This is a genomic window from Marinobacter sp. R17 (assembly GCF_003789045.1).
Lineage (GTDB): Bacteria > Pseudomonadota > Gammaproteobacteria > Pseudomonadales > Oleiphilaceae > Marinobacter_A > Marinobacter_A mangrovi.
In genome coordinates, this window is the sequence record NZ_RHGZ01000001.1 from 55,664 (window position 1) to 81,857 (window position 26,194).

At 60.9% G+C, this 26,194-nt stretch carries 23 protein-coding genes; 17 read left to right on the forward strand and 6 right to left on the reverse strand.

The window, feature by feature from the left end:
- Nucleotides 1-126: 126 nt before the first annotated feature.
- A complete protein-coding gene (locus EB809_RS00270; RefSeq protein ID WP_004581576.1) occupies nucleotides 127-1,170 on the reverse strand; it encodes a rod shape-determining protein in 1,044 nt (347 codons plus the stop codon).
- A gap of 295 nt (nucleotides 1,171-1,465) precedes the next feature.
- On the opposite strand from EB809_RS00270, the gene gatC reads away from it, so the two are divergent.
- The 7 genes from gatC (at nucleotide 1,466) to EB809_RS00305 (ending at nucleotide 9,348) form a co-directional block, all read left to right on the forward strand.
- A complete protein-coding gene (gene gatC / locus EB809_RS00275) occupies nucleotides 1,466-1,753 on the forward strand; it encodes an Asp-tRNA(Asn)/Glu-tRNA(Gln) amidotransferase subunit GatC (RefSeq protein WP_123632571.1) in 288 nt (95 codons plus the stop codon).
- Between the two features lie 53 nt (nucleotides 1,754-1,806).
- Nucleotides 1,807-3,255, forward strand: a complete 1,449-nt coding sequence (gene gatA / locus EB809_RS00280) for an Asp-tRNA(Asn)/Glu-tRNA(Gln) amidotransferase subunit GatA (protein WP_123632572.1) — start codon at nucleotides 1,807-1,809, stop codon at nucleotides 3,253-3,255.
- A gap of 23 nt (nucleotides 3,256-3,278) precedes the next feature.
- Complete coding sequence (gatB, locus tag EB809_RS00285) at nucleotides 3,279-4,730, forward strand: Asp-tRNA(Asn)/Glu-tRNA(Gln) amidotransferase subunit GatB (protein WP_123632573.1); 1,452 nt, start codon at nucleotides 3,279-3,281, stop codon at nucleotides 4,728-4,730.
- A gap of 239 nt (nucleotides 4,731-4,969) precedes the next feature.
- On the forward strand, nucleotides 4,970-5,359 hold the full coding sequence (locus EB809_RS00290; protein WP_223807751.1) for a PilZ domain-containing protein: 390 nt from the start codon (nucleotides 4,970-4,972) through the stop codon (nucleotides 5,357-5,359).
- A 263-nt stretch (nucleotides 5,360-5,622) separates the two neighbouring features.
- The gene (gene cysD / locus EB809_RS00295; RefSeq protein ID WP_123633011.1) at nucleotides 5,623-6,531 is read left to right on the forward strand and encodes a sulfate adenylyltransferase subunit CysD; all 909 of its coding nucleotides are present in this window, start codon (nucleotides 5,623-5,625) and stop codon (nucleotides 6,529-6,531) included.
- Nucleotides 6,532-6,573: 42 nt separating this feature from the next.
- A complete protein-coding gene (cysN, locus tag EB809_RS00300; protein WP_123632575.1) occupies nucleotides 6,574-8,235 on the forward strand; it encodes a sulfate adenylyltransferase subunit CysN in 1,662 nt (553 codons plus the stop codon).
- Nucleotides 8,236-8,319: 84 nt separating this feature from the next.
- On the forward strand, nucleotides 8,320-9,348 hold the full coding sequence (locus EB809_RS00305) for a nucleoid-associated protein (RefSeq protein WP_123632576.1): 1,029 nt from the start codon (nucleotides 8,320-8,322) through the stop codon (nucleotides 9,346-9,348).
- A 4-nt stretch (nucleotides 9,349-9,352) separates the two neighbouring features.
- Here the strand turns inward: EB809_RS00305 and trmH are convergent, their stop codons facing one another.
- Nucleotides 9,353-10,090: a tRNA (guanosine(18)-2'-O)-methyltransferase TrmH gene (gene trmH, locus EB809_RS00310; RefSeq protein WP_123632577.1), complete on the reverse strand. Its 738-nt coding sequence runs from the start codon at nucleotides 10,088-10,090 to the stop codon at nucleotides 9,353-9,355.
- Between the two features lie 18 nt (nucleotides 10,091-10,108).
- Entirely contained in the window at nucleotides 10,109-10,438 is a 330-nt protein-coding gene (locus EB809_RS00315; RefSeq protein WP_123632578.1) for a DUF1820 family protein, read from the reverse strand.
- A gap of 189 nt (nucleotides 10,439-10,627) precedes the next feature.
- On the opposite strand from EB809_RS00315, the gene miaB reads away from it, so the two are divergent.
- The 5 genes from miaB to lnt are packed head-to-tail and all read left to right on the forward strand — an operon-like array spanning nucleotide 10,628 to nucleotide 15,858.
- Nucleotides 10,628-11,968 carry a tRNA (N6-isopentenyl adenosine(37)-C2)-methylthiotransferase MiaB gene (gene miaB / locus EB809_RS00320; protein WP_123632579.1) on the forward strand — a complete coding sequence of 447 codons (1,341 nt, stop codon included), beginning with the start codon at nucleotides 10,628-10,630 and terminating at the stop codon, nucleotides 11,966-11,968.
- A 57-nt stretch (nucleotides 11,969-12,025) separates the two neighbouring features.
- Nucleotides 12,026-13,015, forward strand: a complete 990-nt coding sequence (locus EB809_RS00325) for a PhoH family protein (protein ID WP_123632580.1) — start codon at nucleotides 12,026-12,028, stop codon at nucleotides 13,013-13,015.
- Nucleotides 13,012-13,485 (forward strand): rRNA maturation RNase YbeY, encoded by a 474-nt coding sequence (gene ybeY, locus EB809_RS00330; protein ID WP_123632581.1) that lies wholly within the window; start codon nucleotides 13,012-13,014, stop codon nucleotides 13,483-13,485. Before EB809_RS00325 ends, ybeY begins: the two co-directional genes overlap by 4 nt.
- Complete coding sequence (locus tag EB809_RS00335; protein ID WP_123632582.1) at nucleotides 13,482-14,327, forward strand: HlyC/CorC family transporter; 846 nt, start codon at nucleotides 13,482-13,484, stop codon at nucleotides 14,325-14,327. Before ybeY ends, EB809_RS00335 begins: the two co-directional genes overlap by 4 nt.
- 19 nt (nucleotides 14,328-14,346) lie before the next feature.
- Nucleotides 14,347-15,858: an apolipoprotein N-acyltransferase gene (gene lnt, locus EB809_RS00340; RefSeq protein ID WP_123633013.1), complete on the forward strand. Its 1,512-nt coding sequence runs from the start codon at nucleotides 14,347-14,349 to the stop codon at nucleotides 15,856-15,858.
- 11 nt (nucleotides 15,859-15,869) lie between these two features.
- On the opposite strand, the gene EB809_RS00345 is transcribed toward lnt, so the two are convergent.
- Nucleotides 15,870-16,439, reverse strand: coding sequence for a zinc ribbon-containing protein (locus EB809_RS00345; protein WP_123632583.1), 570 nt, complete (start codon nucleotides 16,437-16,439; stop codon nucleotides 15,870-15,872).
- A 247-nt stretch (nucleotides 16,440-16,686) separates the two neighbouring features.
- Between EB809_RS00345 and leuS the strand changes: the two genes are divergently transcribed.
- From leuS to EB809_RS00370, 5 genes are all read left to right on the forward strand, one after another.
- Nucleotides 16,687-19,272: a leucine--tRNA ligase gene (leuS, locus tag EB809_RS00350; RefSeq protein WP_123633015.1), complete on the forward strand. Its 2,586-nt coding sequence runs from the start codon at nucleotides 16,687-16,689 to the stop codon at nucleotides 19,270-19,272.
- Nucleotides 19,273-19,308: 36 nt separating this feature from the next.
- A complete protein-coding gene (gene lptE, locus EB809_RS00355; RefSeq protein WP_123632584.1) occupies nucleotides 19,309-19,887 on the forward strand; it encodes an LPS assembly lipoprotein LptE in 579 nt (192 codons plus the stop codon).
- On the forward strand, nucleotides 19,884-20,894 hold the full coding sequence (gene holA / locus EB809_RS00360) for a DNA polymerase III subunit delta (RefSeq protein WP_123632585.1): 1,011 nt from the start codon (nucleotides 19,884-19,886) through the stop codon (nucleotides 20,892-20,894). Before lptE ends, holA begins: the two co-directional genes overlap by 4 nt.
- Nucleotides 20,895-21,027: 133 nt before the next feature.
- Nucleotides 21,028-21,297, forward strand: coding sequence for a hypothetical protein (locus tag EB809_RS00365; protein WP_123632586.1), 270 nt, complete (start codon nucleotides 21,028-21,030; stop codon nucleotides 21,295-21,297).
- A 207-nt stretch (nucleotides 21,298-21,504) separates the two neighbouring features.
- A complete protein-coding gene (locus EB809_RS00370; protein ID WP_123632587.1) occupies nucleotides 21,505-22,137 on the forward strand; it encodes an endonuclease in 633 nt (210 codons plus the stop codon).
- Between the two features lie 88 nt (nucleotides 22,138-22,225).
- Here the strand turns inward: EB809_RS00370 and EB809_RS00375 are convergent, their stop codons facing one another.
- Both EB809_RS00375 and EB809_RS00380 read right to left on the reverse strand, forming a co-directional pair.
- Nucleotides 22,226-24,016 (reverse strand): acyl-CoA dehydrogenase C-terminal domain-containing protein, encoded by a 1,791-nt coding sequence (locus EB809_RS00375; protein WP_123632588.1) that lies wholly within the window; start codon nucleotides 24,014-24,016, stop codon nucleotides 22,226-22,228.
- Between the two features lie 210 nt (nucleotides 24,017-24,226).
- Entirely contained in the window at nucleotides 24,227-26,026 is a 1,800-nt protein-coding gene (locus EB809_RS00380; RefSeq protein WP_123632589.1) for an acyl-CoA dehydrogenase C-terminal domain-containing protein, read from the reverse strand.
- Nucleotides 26,027-26,194: the final 168 nt, after the last annotated feature.

Genomic DNA, 26,194 nt, shown 5'->3' on the forward strand with positions numbered 1-26,194 from the left:
TGCAAACAGCGTCTTGATAGCTCAATTCTCCCCGCTTAAAACGACAACCGCCGCTGCGACGAATCGACAGCGGCGGCCAGAGGCGATGCCTCATCGCATCGCTAATATCTGTTCGCGAAGGCTGTATCAGCCTTCGTGTGAAAACATGCCAATGCCGCCCCGGTCGATCACCTCAAGCGCCTTGCCGCCGCCCCGAGCCACGCAGGTCAACGGATCTTCGGCGACAATCACCGGCAGGCCGGTCTCCTCGCTCAGGAGCTTATCCAGGCCGCGCAACAGGGCGCCGCCACCCGTGAGGACGATACCACGCTCGGCAATATCCGACGCCAGTTCCGGCGGAGACTGTTCCAGCGCACTTTTCACGGTCTGGACGATCTGCGCCAGGGACTCCTGCAGGGCTTCCAGGATTTCCTCACTGTTCAGGGTAAAGGCCCGGGGCACGCCCTCGGCCAGGTTGCGGCCGCGCACGTCGATCTCTCGGATCTCGACGCCTTCGTAAGCGCACCCGATCTCGTGCTTGATGCGCTCGGCGGTGGAGTCGCCGATCAGGCTGCCGTAGTTGCGGCGCACGTAGGTGACGATCGCTTCGTCGAACTTGTCACCACCCACCCGAACGGATTCCGCATACACGATGCCGTTCAGGGAGATGATGGCAATTTCCGTGGTGCCGCCGCCGATGTCGACAATCATGGAACCGCTGGCCTCTTCCACCGGCAGGCCGGCGCCGATGGCCGCGGCCATCGGCTCCTCAATCAGGAACACTTCTCGTGCGCCGGCGCCCATGGCAGATTCGCGAATGGCCTTACGCTCCACCTGGGTCGATTTGCTCGGCACACAGACCAGAACTCGCGGGCTCGGTGTGATAAAGCTGTTTTCGTGCACTTTGTGGATAAAGTGCTGCAGCATTTTTTCGGTGACCACGAAGTCGGCAATCACGCCATCTTTCAACGGTCGGATGGCGGTAATGTTGCCCGGTGTACGGCCCAGCATGCGCTTGGCCTCGCCACCAACGGCAGCAACCATCTTCTGGGCATTATTGGTGCGAATCGCCACTACAGACGGTTCGTTCAGGACAATACCGCGGTCACGGACATAAATAAGGGTGTTGGCCGTCCCCAGATCGATGGATAAATCACTGGAAAAAAGACCACGAATTTTCTTGATGAGCATTAGCGTATTTTCAACCTGAGACAAACAGTCGCGAAATGAATGCGGCAACTTTAGCAGTGGGCCGGTATACAGGCAAGGCTCATAACAGGCCGGAAGCAGCGTCATATCTGGATTACTGCATGCTCCCCACTGCCTGTCGCATCACCGGAATCTGCCGCTCACCGCCTCCCGAACGCGCCGCAATCTGTTACCATACTGCGCCATCAAACAAACGCCTGAACCAGACCGGGGCGCGCAACCAGAGTCCCTGGACCGGTTCAGCATCCATAAGTTCACCGTTAAGTGGAGACGTTACGTGGCCATATCCCGCGAGGAGATTGAAAAAGTCGCCCTGCTGGCACGCATCCGCCTGGAAGACAACCAGGTCGGCGCCCTGGAGAAGGACGTGGGCAACATCCTGAATCTGGTGGACCAGCTACAGTCCGCCGACACCTCGTCGGTCGAACCGCTGGCTCACCCGCTGGAAGCCACCCAGCGACTGCGCGCGGATGAAGTCACCGAACACGACCAGCGCGACGCCTTCCAGCGCATCGCCCCGGCGACCGAGGACGGCCTGTACCTGGTGCCCCGCGTGATCGAGTGATGCGCAGCCCATTGCCAGCCGAATGACGACTCAGACTGTTACGGACACCTTTTATGCACGACAAAACTGTTGCTGAACTGGCCCGCGACCTCGAGCAGGGCACCGTTTCCAGCGTCGAACTGACCCGGCATTTCCTCGATCGGATCCGCCAGGACGATACCCGCTATAACAGCTTTATTACGGTCACCGAAGACGAAGCGCTGAAAGACGCCAAGGCGGCCGACGACCGTCGCGCCCGGGGCGAGGCCACACCCTGGACCGGGATACCCTTTGCCCACAAGGACATCTTCTGCACCGACGGCGTTCGCACCACCTGCGGCTCGCGCATGCTGGAGAATTTTGTTCCGCCTTACGACGCCACGGTCACCGCCCGCTTCCGAGACGCCGGCGCCGTGTGCCTGGGCAAGACCAACATGGACGAGTTCGCCATGGGCTCCTCCACCGAAAGCAGCTACTACGGCGCCACGGTAAACCCCTGGGGGGACAACCTGGTTCCGGGTGGGTCTTCCGGTGGCTCCGCCGCGGCTGTTGCGGCGCGACTCGTGCCCGCGGCGACCGGCACCGATACTGGCGGCTCCATTCGCCAGCCGGCGGCCATGTGTGGCATCACCGGTCTCAAACCGACCTACGGCCGCGTTTCGCGCTACGGCATGATCGCCTTCGCCTCAAGTCTGGACCAGGGCGGCACCATGGCCCGCACGGCCGAAGACAACGCCCTGATGCTGAACGTGATGGCCGGCTTCGACCCCAAGGACTCCACTTGCATCGATCGTCCGGTGCCGGACTACACGGCAAACCTGAACGAGCCACTCAAGGGCCTGAAAGTCGGTCTCCCGAAGGAATACTTCACGGATCAGCTGGACGACAGGATGGCCGGGCAGGTACGCGCCGCCATCGCCGAATACGAAAAGCTGGGCGCCACTGTGCAGGAAATTTCCCTGCCCAACACGCACCTGGCAATCGCCGCCTACTACATCATTGCGCCCGCCGAAGCCTCCGCCAACCTGTCGCGCTTTGACGGCGTGCGCTACGGGTATCGCTGCGAGGCTCCCAAGGACCTGATGGACCTCTACACCCGCACCCGCGCCGAAGGCTTCGGGGAAGAGGTCAAGCGCCGGATCCTCGTCGGCACCTACGCCTTGTCTGCCGGCTACTACGACGCCTACTACCTCAAGGCACAGAAAGTCCGTCGCCTGATCCAGCAGGACTTCATCGAAGCGTTCAAGTCCGTCGACATTATTATGGGCCCTGCGGCGCCGACCCCGGCGTTCGGCATCGGCTCCAAGACCGACGACCCGGTCAAGATGTACCTGGAGGACATCTACACCATCGCCATCAACCTGGCTGGCGTGCCGGCCATGTCGGTGCCGGCCGGCCAGATCGATGGATTGCCGGTGGGCCTGCAACTGATCGGCAACTACTTCGATGAGGCTCGCCTGCTCAACGCCGCCCATCAGTTCCAGCAAGCCACTGACTGGCACACCCTGACGCCTGCGGGCTGAACCAGAAGGAAGGACGACACATCATGCAATGGGAAGTTGTGATCGGGCTGGAAATCCACGTTCAGCTCGCCACCCAGACCAAGATCTTCTCCGGCACCAGCACCGCTTATGGCGCGGCGCCCAACACCCAAGCCAGCGCCGTTGACCTGGCAATGCCAGGCACCCTGCCGGTCGCCAACGAGCAGGCCTTCCGCTACGCCACCATGTTCGGCCTGGCCATCGATGCCGAGATCAACCGCCGCTCCGTGTTCGAACGGAAAAACTACTTCTACCCGGACCTGCCCAAAGGCTACCAGACCACTCAGCTGGCACAGCCCATCGTCGGGCCGGGCCACGTGGACATCCGCCTGGAAAACGGCGCCGAGAAGCGGGTTCGCATCCACCACGCGCACCTGGAAGAGGACGCCGGCAAGTCCCTGCACGAGGATTACCACGGCATGACCGGCATCGACCTCAACCGGGCTGGCACACCGCTGATCGAGATCGTCACCGAGCCGGATATGCGCTCTGCCGAAGAGGCGGTCGCCTTCGCCCGCAAACTGCATGGTCTGGTGACCTCGCTGGGTATTTGCGACGGCGATATGTCCCAGGGCTCAATGCGTTTCGACGTGAACGTCTCGATTCGACCGCAGGGCACCGATCAACTGGGCACCCGTACGGAGACCAAGAACCTGAACTCGTTCCGGTTCATGGAAGCCGCGATCCATCACGAAGTCGAACGCCAGATCGATATCCTCGAAGACGGCGGCGAAATCGTACAGGAGACCCGGCTCTATAATGGCGACCGGGACGAAAGCCGCTCCATGCGGACCAAGGAAGAAGCCAACGACTATCGTTACTTCCCCTGCCCTGACCTGCTGCCGGTGGAGATCGACGACGCCTTCATCGACAGCCTCCGCTCGGCCATGCCGGAACTGCCGGACGCCAAGGAAGCTCGCTTCAAGGCAGACTACGGCCTCTCCGACTACGATGCCGGCCTGCTGAGTAACAACGCCGCGACGGCCGATTACTTCGAGGCAACGGCCAAGACCGGCGGTGACGCCAAACTGGCCGCCAACTGGATATTGGGTGAGCTCAGCGCGCGGCTCAATGCTGCCGAACTGAACATCAAACAGAGCCCGGTATCCGCCGAACGCCTCGGCACGCTGGTGCAGCGCATTGCCGACAACACCCTGTCCTCATCCGGTGCCAAGAAGGTCTTCGAAGCGCTCTGGAACGGCGATGAGGCCGACGTCGACACCATCATCGATCGGGAAGGCCTGAAACAGGTGTCCGATACCGGCGAACTGGAAAAGTTGGTGGACAGCGTGCTGGCCGACATGGGCGACCAGATCGCCCAGTATCGCGCCGAAGACGATCCCAAGAAGCGCAAGAAACTGATGGGCGGCTTCATGGGCCCGCTAATGAAGGCCTCCAAAGGCCAGGGCAACCCCAAGTTGCTTAACGAAATCCTGCAGAAAAAGCTGGAAGGCTGAGCCGCAGGCCCGCTCAACCGGGCGGGCCTTGCGCACTCGCAAATGCGACGGCGTTCACGACACACTTCTTGCCCAATTTTGCAGACCGGTCTATGCTTTCAGGCTGTTAGCGACGACTTGTAAAATAAGATGACATGCAAAGACGACAGAGATCGGTCCGCACGTCGATCCGGAATTCAGAGCGCATTATGGGCAGTGCACTAGATCCATTTCCGTCCACACTTGGCGGGCTAAAAACCATGGGTGGCAAACCAAACCTGAGACAACAGCAACGCATATCAACCCGGCTGTCCGTCACCGTCACCAATGAGGAAGGCAACAGCCTGACCTGCCAAACGGCCAACCTGTCCCGGGCCGGCATGATGGTCGAGTGTGAAAGCGACCGGATTGATGCCCTCATCAGCGACCACCGAACCATTGCCCCAAAGGATCCCGTGGCTCTGGACGTCCATTTCTCCGTCCCGGTCGTCACCGTGCAATCCGTGAACGTGGCCGCCCGCTGCCATGTGGTGCACCTGCGCCGGATCTCCCGCAAGCTTTTCCACCTGGGACTGCAATTCAGCCATTTTGAAGGCAACGGGCACGACTACGTGGACCAGTTTGTCAGCCGCAAACTGGCCGACGACTGATTCGGTTCAGCCATCGCTTTTCCCGGGATGACAGCTCGCCAACGGGCATATTGTTATATCTCTAAACTATAATCCCCCGCCTTCTTATAGCGACCTCACCTCTGGTATAGTTTCGCTCCAAGATTGGACGCATCCGCTCCCGGAATACCCGGCCCACACGGCGCGCCTGTTCCAGCGAAAAGCGGGAACCTGGCCCGCGGTCGTCGAATGACGTCCCGAATCGCATATCATCAATGGCATCCCATGCAACCGGTAACTGGATCATGACCACCTATAACCTGACGCATCTCAAGCAACTGGAAGCTGAAAGCATCCACATCATTCGGGAAGTGGCCGCTGAATTCGATAACCCGGTCATGCTCTACTCCATCGGCAAGGACTCGTCTGTGATGCTGCACCTGGCACGCAAGGCGTTCTATCCGGGCAAGATCCCGTTCAAGCTGATGCACGTAGACACGACCTGGAAGTTCAAGGAAATGATCAAGTTCCGGGACGAGCAGGCCAAAAAGTACGATCTGGATCTGATCGTCCACATCAACCAGGAAGGCGTTGATGCCGGCATCGGACCGTTCACCCACGGCAGTGCCAAGCACACCGACGTGATGAAAACCCAGTCCCTGAAGCAGGCCCTGAACAAGTACAAGTTCGATGCCGCTTTCGGGGGCGCTCGTCGCGACGAGGAGAAATCCCGCGCCAAGGAGCGGGTCTACTCCTTCCGGGACGAGTACCATCGCTGGGATCCCAAAAACCAGCGTCCCGAGCTGTGGAACATCTACAACGGCAAGATCAACAAGGGTGAAAGCATCCGGGTTTTCCCGCTGTCCAACTGGACTGAGCTGGATATCTGGCAGTACATCTATCTCGAAAACATCGAGCTTGTTCCGCTGTACTACGCCGCCGAACGCCCCGTCGTCGAGCGCGACGGCACCCTGATCATGGTGGACGACGACCGCATGCCGCTGAAAGAGGGCGAGAAGCCGATGATGAAATCGGTGCGCTTCCGGACCCTGGGTTGCTACCCGTTGACCGGCGCCATCGAGTCCAAGGCCGACACCCTGACCGACATCATCCAGGAAATGCTGCTGGCGAAGAGCTCCGAACGCCAGGGCCGTGTGATCGATCACGATTCCGCGGGCTCCATGGAGCAGAAGAAACGCGAAGGTTACTTCTAAGCCAAACGCCGACAGCCAGACAGCATCTACGGGAAAAGAACCATGTCACACCAGTCTGAATTGATTGCTGAAGATATTCACGCGTACCTGAAACAGCACGAAGAGAAAGAGCTGCTGCGCCTGCTGACCTGCGGCAGTGTGGATGACGGCAAGAGCACCCTGATCGGTCGCCTGCTCCACGACACCAAGATGATCTACGAAGATCACATGGCCAGCCTCAAGGCAGACAGCGCCAAGCTGGGCACCACCGGCGAGAAGCTGGACCTCGCCCTGCTGGTGGACGGGCTTCAGGCCGAGCGGGAACAGGGCATCACCATCGATGTGGCCTACCGCTATTTCTCCACCGACAAGCGCAAGTTCATCATCGCCGACACCCCGGGCCACGAGCAGTACACCCGGAACATGGCGACCGGCGCCTCCACCGCGCAGCTGGCCGTGGTGATGATCGACGCCCGTCACGGGGTCCTGACCCAGACGCGCCGCCACTCGTTCATCGCATCCCTTCAGGGCATCAAGCACATCGTGGTCGCCATCAACAAGATGGACCTGGTGGACTTCAGCGAAGAGCGGTTCGAGGAAATCAAGAAGGACTATCTCGAATTCGCCGAAAAGCTGGGCCTGCAGGACATCCGGTTCGTGCCGATTTCCGCGCTGGAAGGCGACAATGTCGTCAACCGCAGCGAAAACACCCCCTGGTTCACCGGCCAGCCGCTGATGGAAATCCTGGAAACCGTGGAAGTCTCCCGCGACAAGAACATGGAGCACTTCCGGTTCCCGGTGCAGTACGTCAACCGACCCAACCTGAACTTCCGCGGATTCAGCGGCACCATCGCCTCCGGCGTGATTCGCCCGGGCGACGACATCATGGCCCTGCCCTCACGCCGTACCAGCAAGGTCAAGGAAATCGTCACCTTCGACGGCAACCTGGACAGCGCCTACATTGATCAGGCCGTGACCCTGACCCTGGAAGATGAAATCGACGTCAGCCGTGGCGACATGCTGGTCAAGCCGGGCGATGAACCGCTGGTCAGCAACAAGTTCGACGCCCATATCGTGTGGATGATCGACCAGCCGATGGCCCAGAACCGCCTCTACGACATCAAGCTGGGACCGAATTTCACGTCCGGCTCGGTCACGTCCGTGCACCATCAGATCGATGTCAACACGCTCGACAAGGACAGCGACCGCGACAACCTGGAACTGAACGAAATTGGCCTGTGCGAAGTCACCCTGAGCCAGCCGGTGGCGTTCGATCCGTATCCGCGCAACCGCGCGACCGGGGCGTTCATCATCATCGACCGCCTGACCAACGTCACCATTGGTGCAGGCATGATCAGCGGACTGTCCAAGTCCAGCGAAGACGCCCTGCAACCGGTCACGGCCGAGGAGCGTGAACGTCGCCTGTCCCAGAAGCCGCTGATCATCGGCTGCACTGGCACTCAGGCGCCGGAACTGGCACGGGCCATCGAACGCAAACTGTTCGACCTGGGCAAAACCAGTGTCGTGCTGACGGAAGACAATGCGGGCAACGCCGACGATCGTCGCCGCGGCGCCCAGGTCCTCACCGCACACGGCCTGATTGCCATTGCCGTCAACATTGGCGACGACATCGCGGCCGTCGGTGCGAATGCTGAAGCGGACAGTGATGTTGCCGACACCGCCGACAAACTGGTCCAGGAGCTGATCGGCAAGCAGCGGATCTGATAAGCTCTCGCCCCAGACAACACTGAACACGGCCATGACCGGTTACGACGGGTCATGGCCGTTTTGCGTTTCCAGAGGACAGCCATGGCGATTAAACAGCTGCGAATTACCTTTGCCAGCCAGATGCAACCCGGACACGAGGCCCAGGTGCGCCCCGGCAAAACCCTGTCCGAGCCCGGCGGCGATTACGAGGGCCTTCATAAACAGCTCAAACGGCTGTTCAACGCCAAACCCGGCAAGAAATACGGCCGTTTTACCGACGATATTGGCACCAGCCCGGCCAGCGCCTGGTTTCGGGATTACCTCGAGGGCAAGCAGACCTTCGAAAGTCTGACCGACAAGCTGTTCGGCCAGTGGCAGGAACTGCTGACCGGTTGTCAGGAGGAATACTTCGGTCACCTGATGCTGGTCCACGAAGCCCTGGCCGACGGCGAAGTGATCTACCTGTTTGCATTGGAGAGCGACAGCGCCCTGCGCCTGGATCACGAGCAGAACCTGGACGCCATGGACGTGCTGAGCCTGTCACGCCTGAACCTGGCCCTGCGCCTGGAAGTGGACGACTGGCTTGGGGACCATCCTTCGGAAAACTTCCTGACGCTGGTCCATGCCCGGGGCACGGCTGAGCCGGGGGAACTGTTCATCCGCCTGGGCGGCTTCACCAACCAGGTGGACGTCGAGAAGGAAACCACGACGTTCCTGAACGCCGTCGAGGCCTTCGCCGCGCAGACCGAGGAGCCGGAGAAAGCCGGCCAGGTCCGTTCCAAGGCCTATGAATTCTGCAAGGAGCAACACGCCCTGGGCGAGCCGGTAGCCATCGATGCCCTGTCAGGCTACCTGGACGAAGAGCAGCCTGATCGCTTCCGCCAGTTCGCGTCGGAAACCCAGGAAATCCCCAACGATGCGGTGCTGCACCCGGATCACCGCAAGGTCAAGAAGCTGGTGAGAATCTCCGGGTCCGGCGGTGGGATGAGCGTGTCCTTCTCGTCGGATCTGGTGAACCAGGCGGTTTACTACGACCGGGATAGCGACGCGCTGACCATCACGCGCCTGCCCAAAGCCCTGCGGGAACAGCTGCAGCGGTATCTGGAAAACCGCGAAGAGAAAGGCGAATAAGGGATTATTTACCGGGCGGCGTGGCGAAATCTTCAGGCCGCGCCCGCTCCCGGTTGCGCCGGATATCCCGGACTTCGGTCATCCAGCCCACCCCGTCGATCAACTCCCCGGTGTCCACGTCAAAAGGCGGGTACGGCAGATTGCGGTCGTCGCAGTAGCGGGTGATTTGCGGCTGACACCAGCGGAACAGCAGGCGCTCGTATTCGTCGTCCGGCATCCGCCGGCGATCGAACATACCCGCTTCGGAACGCTGACGCTGGGCCTCTGCCAGGATAATGGCGCACGCCGCCGACACGTTCAGCGATTCCACCATCCCCATCATCGGCACCACGATGTGCTCGTCCGCTTCAGCCGCCGCTTCTGCTGACACGCCATCCAGCTCATTGCCCAGCACCAACGCGCAAGGCACTGTGAAGTCGACATCCCGATAATCGATGGCTCGCTCGGACAACTGTGCGGCATAGATCTGTCGCCCTTTGCCGCGCAACTCACCGATTGCGGCCGCCATATCCGGATGGGTATGCGTGGTCACCCAGTTGTGGCTGCCGCCGGCGGTCTTGCGAAAGGCGCGATAACCTTCCCGCGGCCAGACCGCGTGCATGTTGGCCACGCCGAAGGCATCGCAGGAGCGTATGATGGCGGACACGTTGCGTGGCTTGTGGATCTGGTCCGTGAGCACGTGCAGGTCCGGCTGACGGCGTTCGAGGGTGCCCTTGATGCGGGCGAGTCTTTCAGGGGTCATGGCAGGTGACAGCGTCGCTCAGTCTTTGTTGCGGTTGTGGCCAGGGTTCCCGGGGAACGGCGTGACGCCACTCTTGACCCGCCCCAGCGGATGCTCGGCCGCTTCGGGTTCGACTTCGTCAATCCGCACGATGGCGTTCATGGGAATGTAGGTGCGCTGGACACCCTCGAACTCGGTCCGCAGCTTTTCCTGGGAAGGATCCACCAGCACCTGGCTGCGCTCACCGAATGTCAGCGCCTCCACTTCCAGGAAGCCGAACATTTCGCTGGGATACACGTGCCCCGCGTAGATCTCGAAGACCTCGTCCTGATTGTAGAAAATGATCTTGTAGCACTTCTTGGCAACCATTCAGACAACTCCGGCGATGTTCACGCCCACTTTCGGGCCCACAAAAGGGCGCGTATGGTAACACGATGCCGCGGCAACGGGCGCTTCCCGGACAGGGCCCGTACGTAATCACCCTGTCGCCTCTGGTTGCCGTTTGATCAGACCGTTATAATAGCCCGTTTACCTTCATCCAACGATCTGTCGAGTTCCATGACCAAGAAGCTGTTTATCAAGACCCACGGCTGCCAGATGAACGAGTACGATTCATCCCGTATGGCCGACCTGCTGAAATCCGGCGAAGACGTCGAAATGACCGACAACGCCGACGATGCAGACATCCTGCTGCTGAACACCTGCTCGATCCGCGAAAAGGCGCAGGAGAAGGTGTTTCACCAGTTGGGACGCTGGAAGCAGCTCAAGTCCCGCAAGCCGGAACTGGTGATCGGCGTCGGCGGCTGCGTGGCCAGTCAGGAAGGTCAGGCCATCATCGACCGGGCGCCCTATGTCGACATGGTGTTCGGCCCGCAGACCCTGCACCGCCTTCCGGAACTGATTCAGGAATCCCGCAAGGGCGGCGTGGGCGTGGTGGACGTCAGCTTCCCGGAGATCGAGAAATTCGACAACCTGCCCTCACCGGGAGCGGAAGGCGCCTCGGCGTTCGTGTCGATCATGGAAGGTTGCTCCAAGTACTGCACCTTCTGCGTAGTACCCTACACCCGCGGCGAGGAAGTCAGCCGTCCGGTGGATGACGTGATTGCCGAAGTGGCGCACCTGGCCACCCAGGGTGTGCGTGAGGTCAACCTGCTGGGCCAGAACGTCAATGCCTACCAGGGAGAAACCTACGACGGCGACACGATCGACCTGGCCGAGCTGATCACCATGATTGCCACCATCGACGGCATCGACCGCATCCGCTTCACCACCTCCCATCCGGTGGAGTTCTCCGATGCGCTGATCGACGTCTACGAAACCGTACCCGAGCTGGTCAGCCACCTGCACCTGCCGGTCCAGAGCGGTTCCGATCGCATCCTGGCGGCCATGAAGCGTGGACACACGGCACTGGAGTACAAATCCAAGCTGCGCCGCCTGCGCAAAATCCGGCCGGACATCAGCTTTTCATCGGACTTCATCATCGGCTTCCCCGGCGAGACCGACCGCGACTTCGAGGCCACCATGAAGCTGATTGAGGACATCGGCTTCGACGTGTCCTTCAGCTTTATTTACAGCCAGCGCCCGGGCACACCGGCGTCCGATCTGCCGGACGACACGCCGATGGACGTCAAGAAGCAGCGCCTGAGCATCCTGCAGCAGCGGATCAACCAGCAGGCGCAGGACATCGGCCGCCGTATGGTGGGCTCGACCCAGCGCATCCTGGTGACGGGCCTGTCCAAGAAAGATCCGGGCGAATACGCCGGGCGCACCGAGAATAACCGGATCGTCAACTTCCGCACCGACAATCCCGATGTGGTGGGCCACTTCATCGACGTTGAAATTGTCGAAGCGCTCCCCAATTCATTAAGGGGCAGACCGGTGGACGACCGGTTGTACTGATCGATCCGCGTCGGTGACTCCGGCGCGGTCATTCCAATTTTTATCCGTGAGGACTGCTTGAATAGCGACGACGCGAAACAGTTTGATCTGAAACCTGCCGATCCTCGCCGGCTGGCCACCCTGTGCGGCCAATTCGACGAGCACCTGAAACACATCGAGCGGCGCATGAGCGTTCGCATCGGCTACCGCGGCCACCATTTCCGGGTCGAAGGCGAAGCCGAGCACGCCAACGCCGCTGCTGAAGTCCTGCGTCACCTTTACCGGGAAACCGAGGCGCTGGACGATATCTCACCGGACATGGTGCACCTGTACATCCGGGAATCCGGATTTGAGCGCCTGCCGGACGAGAAGGCCTTCGATGGCAGCCAGATTATCATCAAGACGCCGAAGCTCCAGGCCCGTCCTCGCGGCAAGAACCAGCAGCGCTACGTGCACAGCATCCGTTCCCACGACGTCAATTTCGGCATCGGGCCGGCCGGCACCGGTAAAACCTGGCTGGCAGTCGCCTGTGCCGTGGAAGCGCTGAAAGACGAACAGGTCAAGCGAATCCTGCTGGTGCGCCCGGCCGTGGAAGCGGGTGAGAAGCTGGGCTTCCTGCCCGGCGACCTGGCGCAGAAAGTGGACCCTTACCTGCGCCCCCTGTACGACGCGCTTTATGAGATGCTCGGCTTCGAGCAGGTCACCAAGCTGATCGAGAAGAGCGTGATCGAGATCGCGCCGCTGGCTTTCATGCGCGGCCGAACCCTGAATAATGCGTTCATCATCCTGGACGAAAGCCAGAACACCACCCGGGAGCAGATGAAAATGTTCCTGACCCGGATCGGTTTCGGCTCAACGGCGGTGATTACCGGTGACACCACTCAGGTGGACCTGCCCCGGGGCCAGCACTCCGGCCTCGTGCATGCGGCCGCCGTGCTGAGCAAGGTGACAGGCATCGGCTTCACCCGCTTCGATGCCCGGGATGTGGTGCGCCACCCGCTGGTCCAGCGGATCGTGGAAGCCTATGACGATCACGATGAAGCCGCCGCCGGAGGCAAGACCTCGTGACACGATTGGCGGTGGATATCCAGATCGCCTCGGAACAATCGGGCCTTCCTGACGTCGAAAGCCTGACCCGCTGGGCTAACCAGGGCTGGCAGGGACAGGAGGAGTCCGAAGTGACGCTGCGCATCGTCGACGAGGACGAGAGCGCCACGCTGAATGGCCAGTATCGCCAGAAAGACCGCCCGACCAACGTGCTGTCTTTTCCGTTTGAGCAGCCAGAGGGGATCACCGTTCCTCTGGCCGGCGATCTGGTGGTCTGCGCAGGCGTCGTGGCCCGCGAGGCCGCGGAACAGGGCAAAACTCTGGACGCCCACTGGGCACACATGGTGATTCATGGCATGCTCCACCTTCAGGGGTATGATCATATCGATGACCGGGATGCTGAAATCATGGAAACCCTGGAGATCCGCCTGCTTGCGGAACTGGGCTTCAGCAACCCCTATCTTGCAGAGGACACGGATCAAGACTCATGAGCGACGATCACTCGAGTCGCAGTCAGGGCGGTAAGTCCTGGCTGGAACGCATTTCCCAGGCTTTTTCCAACGAGCCGGAATCCATCACCGACATCCTGGAAGTCCTGCGGGATGCCGAATCCGAAAACATCATCGACGCCGATGCCATGAGCATCATCGAAGGGGCCATGCAGGTCACCGACATGCGCGCCGATGAAATCATGATCCCCCGCTCGCAGATGGTCACCGTCAAGGCCAGTGCCGAGCCCAAGACGTTCCTCAATGACATCGTCGAGTCGGCCCACAGCCGCTTTCCCGTCATTGGCGACAACCAGGACGACGTGATCGGCGTCCTGCTGGCCAAGGACCTGCTGCCGCTGGCGATGAACAATGACCTGAGCTGGAACAAGATCCGCGAGATCCTGCGCCCGCCCACGTTCGTGCCCGAGAGCAAGCGACTCAACCAGTTGCTCAAGGAATTCAAGGAAACCCGCAACCACATGGCCATCGTGGTGGATGAATACGGCGGTACCGCCGGGCTGATCACCATCGAGGACGTGCTGGAGCAGATCGTCGGCGAGATCGAGGACGAACACGATTTCGACGAGGAGACCCACATCAAGGCCCGGGCCGATGGCAGCTATGCCGTCAAGGCCATGACGCCGGTGGATGATTTCAACGCCTTCTTCGACACGGAGCTGGACGAAGAGGAGTTCGACACCATTGGCGGCCTCGTCCTCCGGGAGTTCGGCCACCTGCCCCGGCGCGGCGAAGAGATTGAGTTTGGCGGTTTCCAGTTCACCATCCTGAACGCGGACAATCGTGTCATACGACTGATTCAGGTCCGCCGCCGTGAGTCCTGACCCAAGCCCCCTCGTGCGCATGCTCCGATTACTGGCGCTGGTGGTGGCCGGCGGGCTACAGACGCTGACGTTTGCGCCCTTCGGCTACGAGTGGCTGGCACCGCTGTCGATCCTGTTGATCCTTGCTGCCGTCATGCCCGGCGGCCCGCACCGGCTGCTCCTGAAAGGCTGGCTGTTCGGGCTGGGCCTGTTCGGCAGTGGCGCCTCCTGGGTCTATATTTCCATCAGCCAGTACGGCAACACCTCGGCGCCGTTGGCAGTGGTGCTCACGGCCCTGTTCGCAGCCGGACTGGCGCTATTTCCGGCCCTCACCTTCTGGGCCTGGGGCAAGCTGGCCGGTGACCGCCCGGCCCGTCGACTGATTCTGTTTCCCGCCTTCTGGGTTATTGGCGACTGGGTCCGCAGCTGGCTGTTGACCGGTTTCCCCTGGCTCTACCTCGGCACGGCACAGGTCGATGGCCCTCTCGCCGGCTATGCTCCGGTGACGGGCGTGCACGGAGTGACGTTCCTGATTGTCGCCTCGGCAACAGCGCTGTTCGGCGCCTGCGTAGTGCTGGCCCACCGTCGCAAGGTCACCGCCGCGGTCACCGCTGTTCTGGCCATACTGCCCTGGATCGCGGGTCCGGCCCTGGCTGGGCTCAACTGGACCCAGCGGGACGACACCCCGATGGGAATCACCGCCGTGCAGGGCAATATCCCGCAACAGATCAAATGGGACCCGAACTTTCTCAAGAAACAGATCGTCACTTACCTGGATCTGACCGAGGACGACTGGAACCAGGACCTGATCCTCTGGCCGGAAACCGCCATCCCCGTGACCCAGGACCAGGCCGGCCCGTTGATCGAAAACCTGGCGAGCCGACTGGGGCCCCAATCCACGCTGATCACCGGCATTCCCTGGTACGGTTTCAGTGACAAGCTGGAAGACTTCACCTTCCGCAACAGCATCATGGCGATCGGTAATGGCAACGGCATGTATTACAAGCAGAAGCTGGTGCCTTTCGGGGAATACGTCCCGCTGCAGCAATACTTGCGCGGGCTGATCGGCTTCTTCGACCTGCCTATGTCGAGCTTTTCACCGGGACCGTCCGACCAGCAACCGCTGATCGCCAATGGCCATCGGGTGATGCCATTCATCTGTTACGAGATTGCCTATCCGGATTTCGTGGCACGCAACGCCGCCGACACCGACCTGCTGATCACCATCAGCAACGATGGCTGGTTTGGTCATTCCATCGGACCGCTGCAGCATCTTCAGATTGCTCGGATGCGCGCATTGGAAACCGGTCGTTTCGTGCTGCGTGGCACCAATAACGGCGTGACCGCCATCATCGACGATCACGGCCGGATCATTGATCGGATTCCACAGTTCAAGAAAGGGGTTATGCGCGGGGAAATCTATCCAGTGACGGGTGCCACGCCTTTCATGACGACCGGTTCCTGGCCGATCCTGATCCTGGCCATGATCCTGGTGGTGTTTGCCCGGCCCCGGATCATACCGGAGCCGAGTCGCCAGACCCACGCCGGCTGAGGCTCCGAGGACTATTCTGCCGTATCGCCGCTGACTTCCGGATCGTGGGGCCAGCGCGCGGTCACCCGCTCGAAGTAGTGCGAGCCACACGCCTCACAAGGCTTGATGTGGCTGGTTTCAACCAGACAGACCATGTGACCGCAGGACACGCAACGCAGCACGCCGGCCGTGGCGATCTCGCCACTGATGTATTGTCCCGGCTGATGATGCAGCTTGTGGTCCAGCTCCAGGGTATCCAGACGGGTCTTGTCGGCCACTGAAAACAGCAGATCCAGCAATTGATGCTCGATCAGCGCCAGATCCAGCCGCAACCACTCCCCGACCCCCTCGCCGGTTTCACCCACGAAGTGCATAAGGTGGGAGACATCCCGACGGACATAGGCCGCGAGCAAGTCAACCTCCTCCCGGGTCAACTCCTCCAGGCCGTTCTCGAATTCCACCGCCTCATCAACCGCGTCACGCAAACTGTCCCAGCTCTTGCGCTCCATCTGATTGAGGCGGTTCACCACGCGCTCGAGCATGCGGTTGTAGACTTTCAGAGCCTGTCCGGTAAAGGCCGGTTTCTCGTCGTTCTCACTCATGACCATCTCCTCGCACGGAAAACCATCAGTGGATACACCCTTCCTGGCTTCAGTTTGGCACACTCTGTGCGCGACTGCCGAGGTCCGTTTGCGGTATGGGAGCCGGATCATACGCGGCAGGCTACCTGTCGGGCCTCGTGTGCGTTAAAATGCGCGGTCTCCCCGTGACGGAAACGCCAGCGTCACGCGTATTGAACCGATATGGCCAACACCGACCGACAACAGGGTAACCTCAGTAATGGCAGGAATGGACGAGCAATATCGCCCGCAGGAAATCGAGAAAAAGGCCCAGCAGTTCTGGGAAACCAATGACACCTTCTCGGTGAAGGAAGAGCCCGGCAAACCGAAGTACTACTGCCTGTCCATGTTCCCGTACCCCAGCGGCAAGCTGCACATGGGGCATGTCCGCAACTACACCATCGGCGATGTCATCAGCCGTTACCAGCGCATGCAGGGCAAGAACGTCCTGCAGCCGATGGGCTGGGACGCTTTCGGCCTGCCCGCGGAAAACGCGGCGGTGAAGAACAAGTCCGCGCCTGCCAAGTGGACCTACGCCAATATCGAATACATGAAGGACCAGCTGCGCCAGCTGGGCTTCGGCTATGACTGGAAGCGGGAATTGGCCACCTGCTCGCCGGACTATTACAAGTGGGAGCAGTGGTTCTTCACCAAGCTCTACGAGAAAGGCCTCGTCTACAAGAAGATGGCCACCGTCAACTGGGATCCGGTGGACCAGACGGTTCTGGCCAACGAGCAGGTGGTCGACGGTCGCGGCTGGCGCTCCGGAGCCTTGGTGGAGCAGAAGAAAATTCCCCAGTGGTTCATCAAGATCACCGACTACGCCGAAGAGCTGCTGGACGATCTGGACGCCATGAACGAATGGCCGGAACAGGTGCGCACCATGCAGCGCAACTGGATCGGCAAGTCCACCGGTGTCGAGCTGACGTTCCCGCTCGACGGCCGTGACGACGAGCTGCGGGTCTACACCACACGCCCGGACACGCTGATGGGTGTGACCTACATGGCGGTGGCCGCCGAGCACCCGCTGGCCAAGGCGGCGGCTGAACGCAACCGGGAAGTCGGCAACTTCGTCGAGAGCTGCCGCAACAGCAAGGTGGCCGAAGCCGACCTGGCGACCATGGAAAAACAGGGCATCGATACCGGCTTCAAGGCCGTGCATCCGCTGACCCAGGACCTGATCCCGGTCTACGTGGCCAACTTTGTCCTTATGGATTACGGCACCGGTGCATTGATGGCGGTGCCGGGCCATGATGAGCGTGACCACGAATTCGCCCTGAAATACCGCCTGCCGATCCGTCAGGTGATTTCCTCGAAAAACCACAAGGAAATCGACATCCAGGAAGCGGCCTTCACTGAAAAGGGCTATCTGGTCAATTCCGGCAAGTACAACGGCCTGACCAGCGAAGAAGCCTTCGAGGACATCGCGGATCACCTGGAGAAAGCCGGCATCGGCGAGCGTAAAGTCAACTACCGCCTGCGCGACTGGGGTGTTTCCCGCCAGCGTTACTGGGGTGCACCGATTCCGATGATGACGCTGGAAGACGGCACCGAAATGCCGGTCCCCGAAGACCAGCTGCCGGTCCGCTTGCCGGAAGACGTGGAAATGGACGGTGTGAAATCGCCCATCAAGGCGGATCCGGAATGGGCCAAGACGTCCTATAACGGTCAGCCGGCCACCCTGGAAACCGATACCTTCGACACCTTCATGGAGTCGTCCTGGTACTACGCCCGCTTTGCCTGCCCCGACTACAAGGAAGGCATGCTCGACCCGGCCGCCGCCAACTACTGGCTGCCGGTCGATCAATACATCGGCGGTATCGAGCACGCCATCCTGCACCTGCTTTACGCGCGTTTCTTCCACAAGCTGATGCGTGACGTGGGTCTGGTGGAAAGCTCCGAGCCGTTCAAGCGCCTGCTCTGTCAGGGCATGGTGCTGGCCGAGACCTATTTCCGCGACGACGCCAACGGCGGCAAGGAATGGATCTCACCCAGCGACGTGGAAGTCGAGCGCAACGACAAGGGCCAGCCCGTCAGTGCCAAACACAAGCAGGATGGACAACCCGTCGAGTCCGGCGGCATCTCCAAGATGTCCAAGTCGAAGAATAACGGCATCGACCCACAGGCCATCATCGACCAGTTCGGTGCCGACACCGTTCGCCTGTTCATCATGTTCGCCGCGCCACCGGAGCAGTCGCTTGAGTGGTCCGACAGTGGCGTGGAAGGCGCACACCGCTTCATCAAGCGTCTGTGGCGCATGGTCCACGAGCACGCCAGTGGCGGCAGCGCTCCGACCCTGAATGTTGAAGACCTGACCGACTCCCAGCGCAACCTGCGTCGCAAGACGCACGAAACCATCGCCAAGGTCAGCGATGACGTGAGTCGCCGCCTGACGTTCAACACCGCCATTGCCGCGGTGATGGAATTGCTGAACGAAGTCAGCAAGCTGGAAGTGACAGCGAACTCGGATCGCGCCGTCGTCCAGGAAGCCCTGGATACCGCGGTGCTGTTGCTGTCGCCGATTACGCCGCACGTCTGCCACAGCCTCTGGGAGGCCCTGGGTCACCCCGAAGCGGTGGTGGATGCCAACTGGCCGGACGCCGACGAATCCGCCATGGTTCGCTCGACCATCCAGATGGTCCTGCAGGTCAACGGCAAGGTGCGCTCCAAGGTGGACGTGCCGGCCAACCTGCCCAAGGATGCCCTGGAAGCCCTGGCCCTGGATGATGAAAACGTCCAGCGCTTTACCGACGGCAAAACCGTCCGCAAAGTGATCGTGGTGCCGGGCAAGCTGGTGAATATCGTCGCCAACTGATCGGACAATACAGTCATCGCCGGGCCGGGAGCTGTCATGGCAAGGAAATCGGAAAAGCTGTCATTTCGCACGCCACTGCTACTGGGCGCCGCACTGCTGATTAGCGGTTGCGGCTTCCAGTTGCGGGGCGCGCCACCCGTTGCGGAGGCGCTGCAACCGCTGAGTCTGGAATGCGATGGCAGCGTGCCCTACGAGCTGTGTGAGACCGTTCGCCAGCAACTTGACGATGGCGGTATCAAAATGGCTGAACCGGCCGATGCGGCCTACCGGGTCAAGCTCAACGGCTTCAAACAGAGCCGGCGGGCCAGCGCCATCCAACTGGATGCGTCGGCCGCCGAATACGACTTGCGCCAGTCCCTGAACGTCAACGTCGTCAGCCACGACCAGATACCGGTACTGGCAGACGCGGAAGTACGCACCAGCGAAATCTACAGCTATGACGACACCAATGTCCTGGCCAAGCGCCGCGAGGAAGAGACGATTCGCGAGACACTCCACCAGCGCCTGGCCCAGCAGGTGATCTTCCGGCTCGCGCCGCTCACCGATGAGCGCCTGAAAGTCATCCGGGACGACTACGAAAAGTCCCAGACCCAGCAGCCCGCGGAGTCGCAATGAAGACCAACCCGGCCCAGCTCGATCAGGTCCTGTCCCGCGGGCTGGCACCGGTCTACCTGGTGTCCGGGGACGAGCCGTTGCTGGTACAGGAGTGCTGCGACAGGATTCGGGCCAAAGCCCGGGAAGCCGGCTATAACGACCGTCAGATCTTCCATAACGACCGCAGCATGGACTGGAACCAGGTTGGTGAAGAGCTCAACGCCCTGTCCCTGTTTGCAGAGCGTCGCCGCATCGAAATCCACCTGCCCACCGGCAAGCTGGGTGATGGCCGCAAGGTCCTGGAACAGGTGCTCCAGTCGCCTCCCGACGACATCATCCTGATCCTGATCAGCATCCGCCTGGATGCCGCTGAAATCCGGCGCAAGTGGTACAAACAGCTCCAGGACAAAGGCGTCCATGTGCCGGTGTGGCCGGTCGACGCGGACAAATTTCCGGGCTGGCTGCAGCAGCGGGCCCGAGCCCAGGGACTGACGCTCACCCAGGGCGCCCTCACGGAGCTGGCTGAACGCCTGGAAGGTAACCTGCTGGCCGCCAGTCAGGAGATCGATCGACTCGCCCTACTGGCGCCGGACAAGACCGTCGACGAAGAGATCGTGAACCAGGCGGTTCTGGACAGCGCCCGTTTCAGCGTGTTCGAGCTGGTGGGTGACATCCTGTCCGGTAAGGCCGAGCAGGCCCATCGGATCATCGGTATCCTGCAGCAGGAAGAGGATAGCCCCCTGGGCCTCCTCGCCATTCTCAGTCGGGACCTGCGCATGACCGGCCGACTTCAGTCCGCCCTGCAACGCCGGGAAACCGCCAAGGACTTTTTCCGCAGCAACAACATCCGCCAACCCCAGCGCATGCGCCAACTCGAACAGGCCGCCCGGCGACTGCGCCCGCCCCAGATTCGCCAGGCGCTGATCCGCTGCAGCGACATCGATCGCAGCGCCAAGGGCTATGACAGCCTGTCTCCCTGGCACTACCTGCGCACGCTTACCACCGAACTGGCGGCGATCCGCCGCTGAATCTTTGATTCAGGACAAGAAATTGCCCGATAAATGGGTACATAGCCCGTCAGTGTCCGGCTTCTGTTGACAGCTTGTCGACCTCAGGCGCATCGTTTAACCAACGCTGATATTCCCAGCCGGAGGAACAACGATGGGTTGGAAAAATGATCTGCAAAAGCTCTCGGATACCCTGAAACAGCAGCGGGATGAGCTCCGCCTGCAGCTCCACCTCGCCCGCCAGGATGTGCGGGACGAATGGGACGACATGGAAGACTACTGGAATCAGTTCAAGCACAAGCTGGACGATCTGCTGCACGACGCCTCGGACGCCTCCGAGGAAGCCTATCGCACCGCCCATGACATCGGCGAGGACCTGAAAGACGGTTACCAGCGGATCCGTAGCCGCCTGAAAGACCAGTAGCCTGCCTCTTGGCCGATCCGGCCAACTCCATGCCGACTGCCCATTTTTGTAGAAAATGCGGTACCGCCTCACAGACGGGGCGACCGCTTTGCCTAAACTTTGTACACAACACGGTCTTCATCCATCGGATGGAAGGCGTGGTGCTCTCGGGCACATGAGGCCCAATCGGCAATGACAATAAAAGGCGAGTAAGGTTAAAAAGACACCATGAAAACACGACACATCCTGATGACCGTGGCTCTGGTGCTGAGTGGCCAGGCCAGCTCACAAACCACGTTCTCTGACCCGGACGCGGTGGCCAACGATATTTTCTGGAACAAGCTCTACCAGGACGGCGGCAAAACCTTTTTCCGCCAGAAGCCGTTCAATGGCAAGTCGTTCCTGTTGTCGGCGGGCTACATCTACCCGCTGAGTCATGTGCGTAACGCCCTGCATTGTGGGTCTCCCAGCCAGTGTGAGCGGGAGAGCGACGTCTACCGCTACATTGCGTCGGATCTGCATAATATGATCCCGGTGGAAACCCAGGTGGAAATGCGACGACGCAGTGCCAAATATGCCCAGTTGGGTGAGCGCGTTGACGTCAACGAATGCGGTATCCGCGAAAGCCTCCAGAATATCGAGCCGCCGGATGCCATCAAGGGCGATGTGGCGCGTGGCGTGGCCTATATGGTCAAGACCTATGATCTGCCGCTGATTGCCTCACCACAAGTGCTGGCGAGCTGGAATGCGGGCGATCCGCCCGACGACCAGGAGCTGGCCCGCAACCAACGCATCTCGGACATTCAGGGCAGCGGTAATCCCTTCATCAGCCAACCCGATCTGCTGGACAGCAATATCTGACGCATCAGCACACCTTTTCCCGATCGCAAACAAAAGGGCCGCCTGATCACCAGGCGGCCCTTTTGATGTGGTCAACCTCAAAGAGCGATTAGAACTCTTCCGCGGTCAGGTCCATCATTGATGCACTGCCACTGCGGATGCCCTCGGCCAGAGACACGGTCTTTGGCAGCATCCGATCAAAGTAGAAGCGTGCCGTCTTCAGTTTACCCGTGTAGAAACCGGAAGTATCACCTTCGGCCTTCGGCGCCGCCGCCTTGACAATGCGCGCCCACATGTAGGCCAGCGCCGTCAGGCCGAACAGGTCGAGATAGTCCACGGACGCTGCCCCGACTTCGTTCGGGTTCTCGGCCGACGCCTTGATCACGCTTTCAGTCACATCCGCCAGACGCTCCAGGGAGGCCGCGAGCGGCTCCAGATAGGGACGCAGGGCTGCATCGTTCTGGTTGGCTTCGATGAACGCGCCCACATCTTCCGCAAACAGCTCGAAGAAACGACCGCCGTTGGCGACCACCTTGCGGCCCATCAGATCCAGAGCCTGGATGCCGTTGGCGCCTTCGTAGATCTGGGTGATGCGTACATCACGGACCAACTGCTCCTGGCCCCATTCACGGATGAAGCCGTGGCCACCAAACACCTGCTGGCCGATCACACAGGCGTCCAGGCCGCGATCGGTCAGGAACGCCTTGGCCACCGGCGTCAGCAGGGCCACCATGGCTTCGCCGTGCTGGCGACGTTCGTCGTCTTCCGCGTACTTGGCGATGTCCAGCCACTGGGCCACGTAGGTGGAGAAGGCGCGACCGCCTTCGACATAACCCTTCATGGTCAGCAACATCCGGCGCACGTCCGGGTGCACGATGATCGGATCCGCGGCTTTCTCTTTCTCTTGCGCACCGGTCGGCGCCCGGCTCTGCAGACGCTCCAGAGCATATTCCCGGGCGCTCTGCAGGGACGCCTCAGCGGCGCCGATACCCTGGATGCCCACACCCAGACGCTCGTAGTTCATCATCGTGAACATGGCAGCCAGCCCCTTATTGGGCTCGCCCACCAGCCAGCCTTTGGCGCCGTCGAAGTTCATGACACAGGTGGCAGACGCCTTGATGCCCATCTTCTTCTCAATCGAGCCACAGGCCAGCGTGTTACGCTCACCCAGTGAGCCGTCCTCATTGACCAGGAACTTCGGCACCAGGAACAGGGAGATGCCCTTCGGCCCCTTGGGCGCGTCCGGCAGCTTGGCGAGAACCAGGTGGATGATGTTCTCCGCCATGTCGTGCTCGCCCCAGGTGATGAAGATCTTGGTCCCGGTGACGTTGTAGGAGCCGTCATCGTTCGGCTCGGCCTTGGTGCGGATGATGCCCAGATCCGTGCCGGCGTGGGGCTCGGTCAGGTCCATGGCGCCGGACCAGGTGCCGGCATACATGTTGGGCAGGTACTTCTCTTTCAGCTCCTGGCTGCCGTGGGCGTCCAGTGCCAGGCAGGCACCAGCAGTCAGCATCGGCGCCAGGCCGAAGGCCATGTTGGACGCCTGGATCATTTCCTCGAACTGGGCGACCAGCGTCTTGGGCATCCCCATGCCGCCAAACTCAGGGTTACCACCGAGGCCGTTCCAGCCGCCTTCCACGATGGTCTGGTAAGCCTCCTTGAAACCTTCCGGCGTAGAGACCTCGCCGTCATTCCACTTGCAGCCCTGTTCGTCCGCTTCACGATTCAGGGGAGCCAGAACGCCACCGGCGATCTTGCCGGCTTCCTCGAGAATGGCGTCCGCGGTCTCGGGGTCCACGTTTTCCGCCACTTTGGGCAGGGAGGCCCACAGGGCCGGAGCGTCAAAGACTTCGTTCATGACGAATCGGATGTCACGCAGGGGTGCCTGATAATCTGCCATCAATCAATTCCTCTCTGTACGGGCGTGAACAGATGTAATCGTTATTATTGATCGGGATTCTAACCGAAAACCGGACCGGCTCTCACTGCCTGATCTTCGTCGAAAAGACCGTTTTGGATGAGTCGCCGGCCCCAAAGAACCGGTAGCCTACGAAAAAGCCCGCCTCCTTCGGAGTGCGGGCTTTCCTTGCCTTACAACCTGCGCGTTACATCAGAACGCGAAGTGGTCTTCCGGCAGGTCCATCAGGCTGTCGGCGCCGGCCAGCATGCTCTCTGCATGGCCTTTGGAGCGCGGCAGCAGGCGTTTGAAGTAGAAGCGCGCGGTCTGGACCTTGGCGTTGTAGAAGGCTTCCTCGGAGGTGCCTTCCGCCATGGCGTCCAGCGCTACCTTGGCCATGCGGGCCCACAGGTAGGCGAAGACCGCGTAACCGGAGTACATCAGGTAGTCGACCGAAGCCGCACCCACTTCGTCCCGGTTCTTCATGGCGTTCATGCCGATCTTCATGGTCAGATCGCCCCACTCCTTGTTGATCGCCTGCAGCGGCTCAACAAATTCCTTCAGCTGTTCGTTGTCGGCGTTTTCCTTGCAGAACACGTGAACCTGCTTGGTAAAGCCTTTCAGCGACTCGCCCTGGCTCATCAGGACCTTACGGCCCAGCAGGTCCAGCGCCTGGATACCGGTGGTGCCCTCGTAGATCATGCCGATCCGGGCGTCACGAACGTTCTGCTCCATGCCCCACTCGGAGATGAAACCGTGACCACCGAAGACCTGCATGCCCAGGTTGGCAGACTCGTAACCGATTTCGGTCAGGAACGCCTTGGCGATCGGGGTCAGGAAGCCGAGCATTTCGTCAGCGGCCTTGCGCTCTTCCTCGGTCTTGCCCTGGTGCACGATGTCCGCCTGCTGGGCGGCCAGATAGATCAATGCACGTGCGGCTTCGGCCACGGACTTCTGGGTCAGCAGCATGCGACGCACGTCCGGATGAACGATGATCGGATCCGCCGGGCCATCCGGGTTCTTGGCACCGTTCAGGGAACGCATGGCCAGACGCTCTTTGGCATAGGTCAGTGAACCCTGGAAGCCCAGTTCCGCCGCGCCCAAACCCTGGATCGCAGTACCGATACGGGCGGTGTTCATGAAGGTGAACATGCAGTTCAGGCCCTTGTTTTCCGGCCCGATCAGCCAGCCCTTGGCGCCGTCGAAGTTCATGACACAGGTGGCGTTACCGTGGATGCCCATCTTGTGCTCGATGGAACCACAGGACACGGCGTTGCGCTCGCCCACGGAACCGTCTTCGCTCGGCAGGAACTTGGGCACGATGAACAGGGAGATGCCCTTGGTGCCTTCCGGTGCACCCGGCAGACGCGCCAGGACGATGTGGACAATGTTCTCGGCCATGTCGTGCTCACCGGCGGAGATGAAGATCTTGGTGCCGGAAATGCTGTAGGAACCGTCGGCGTTCGGTTCGGCCTTGGAACGCAGGATGCCCAGGTCAGAGCCACAATGCGGCTCGGTCAGACACATGGTACCGGTCCACTCACCGGAGATCAGCTTGGTCAGGTAGACCTGCTTCTGCTCTTCGGAACCGTGCTGCTCGATGGTGTTGGTCGCACCGTGGCTCAGCCCCGGGTACATACCCCAGGACCAGTTGGAGGTGCCGACCATTTCGCTGATCACGATGCCGATGGAGCTCGGCAGGCCCTGACCGCCGTAGTTGGGATCGGCAGTCATGGACGGCCAGCCGCCTTCCACGTACTGCTGGTAGGCTTCCTTGAAGCCGGTCGGCGTCTTGACGCCCTCTTCGCTCCAGGTACAGCCTTCCTGGTCGCCGACCTGGTTCAGCGGGGACAGGACCTGCTCACAGAACTTGCCACCTTCCTGGATAATCGCGTCGACCATATCCGGAGTCGCGTCTTCGGCACCTTCCAGGTTGGCGTAATGCTGTTCGCTGTCCAGAAGCTCGGACATCACAAATTTAATGTCACGCAGGGGCGCTTTGTACTCAGGCATGGGTTACACCTCATTCTCGGTCGTGTCCGGCGGGATCCGCGGAGCACTGGCCTTGGTTTGGCACATGGGCAGGCGCAGGCGCTCTACCCGTTAATTAAACGGTTGTTTGAAACATACGTTTGTAAGTGGGCGCGTGTCAAGAGTCCGGTGAGCAATTTATGCGATCCG

Coding starts and splice junctions, on each gene's coding strand:
- lnt (WP_123633013.1), top strand. CDS start 14,347: ATGCTCCGATTACTGGCGCTGGTGGTGGCCGGCGGGCTACAGACGCTG.
- EB809_RS00365 (WP_123632586.1), top strand. CDS start 21,028: ATGGGTTGGAAAAATGATCTGCAAAAGCTCTCGGATACCCTGAAACAG.
- EB809_RS00270 (WP_004581576.1), bottom strand. CDS start 1,170: ATGCTCATCAAGAAAATTCGTGGTCTTTTTTCCAGTGATTTATCCATC.
- EB809_RS00305 (WP_123632576.1), top strand. CDS start 8,320: ATGGCGATTAAACAGCTGCGAATTACCTTTGCCAGCCAGATGCAACCC.
- EB809_RS00335 (WP_123632582.1), top strand. CDS start 13,482: ATGAGCGACGATCACTCGAGTCGCAGTCAGGGCGGTAAGTCCTGGCTG.
- cysN (WP_123632575.1), top strand. CDS start 6,574: ATGTCACACCAGTCTGAATTGATTGCTGAAGATATTCACGCGTACCTG.
- gatB (WP_123632573.1), top strand. CDS start 3,279: ATGCAATGGGAAGTTGTGATCGGGCTGGAAATCCACGTTCAGCTCGCC.
- EB809_RS00345 (WP_123632583.1), bottom strand. CDS start 16,439: ATGAGTGAGAACGACGAGAAACCGGCCTTTACCGGACAGGCTCTGAAA.
- gatA (WP_123632572.1), top strand. CDS start 1,807: ATGCACGACAAAACTGTTGCTGAACTGGCCCGCGACCTCGAGCAGGGC.
- leuS (WP_123633015.1), top strand. CDS start 16,687: ATGGACGAGCAATATCGCCCGCAGGAAATCGAGAAAAAGGCCCAGCAG.
- EB809_RS00380 (WP_123632589.1), bottom strand. CDS start 26,026: ATGCCTGAGTACAAAGCGCCCCTGCGTGACATTAAATTTGTGATGTCC.
- EB809_RS00315 (WP_123632578.1), bottom strand. CDS start 10,438: ATGGTTGCCAAGAAGTGCTACAAGATCATTTTCTACAATCAGGACGAG.
- EB809_RS00290 (WP_223807751.1), top strand. CDS start 4,970: ATGGGTGGCAAACCAAACCTGAGACAACAGCAACGCATATCAACCCGG.
- lptE (WP_123632584.1), top strand. CDS start 19,309: ATGGCAAGGAAATCGGAAAAGCTGTCATTTCGCACGCCACTGCTACTG.
- miaB (WP_123632579.1), top strand. CDS start 10,628: ATGACCAAGAAGCTGTTTATCAAGACCCACGGCTGCCAGATGAACGAG.
- holA (WP_123632585.1), top strand. CDS start 19,884: ATGAAGACCAACCCGGCCCAGCTCGATCAGGTCCTGTCCCGCGGGCTG.
- cysD (WP_123633011.1), top strand. CDS start 5,623: ATGACCACCTATAACCTGACGCATCTCAAGCAACTGGAAGCTGAAAGC.
- EB809_RS00370 (WP_123632587.1), top strand. CDS start 21,505: ATGAAAACACGACACATCCTGATGACCGTGGCTCTGGTGCTGAGTGGC.
- EB809_RS00375 (WP_123632588.1), bottom strand. CDS start 24,016: ATGGCAGATTATCAGGCACCCCTGCGTGACATCCGATTCGTCATGAAC.
- trmH (WP_123632577.1), bottom strand. CDS start 10,090: ATGACCCCTGAAAGACTCGCCCGCATCAAGGGCACCCTCGAACGCCGT.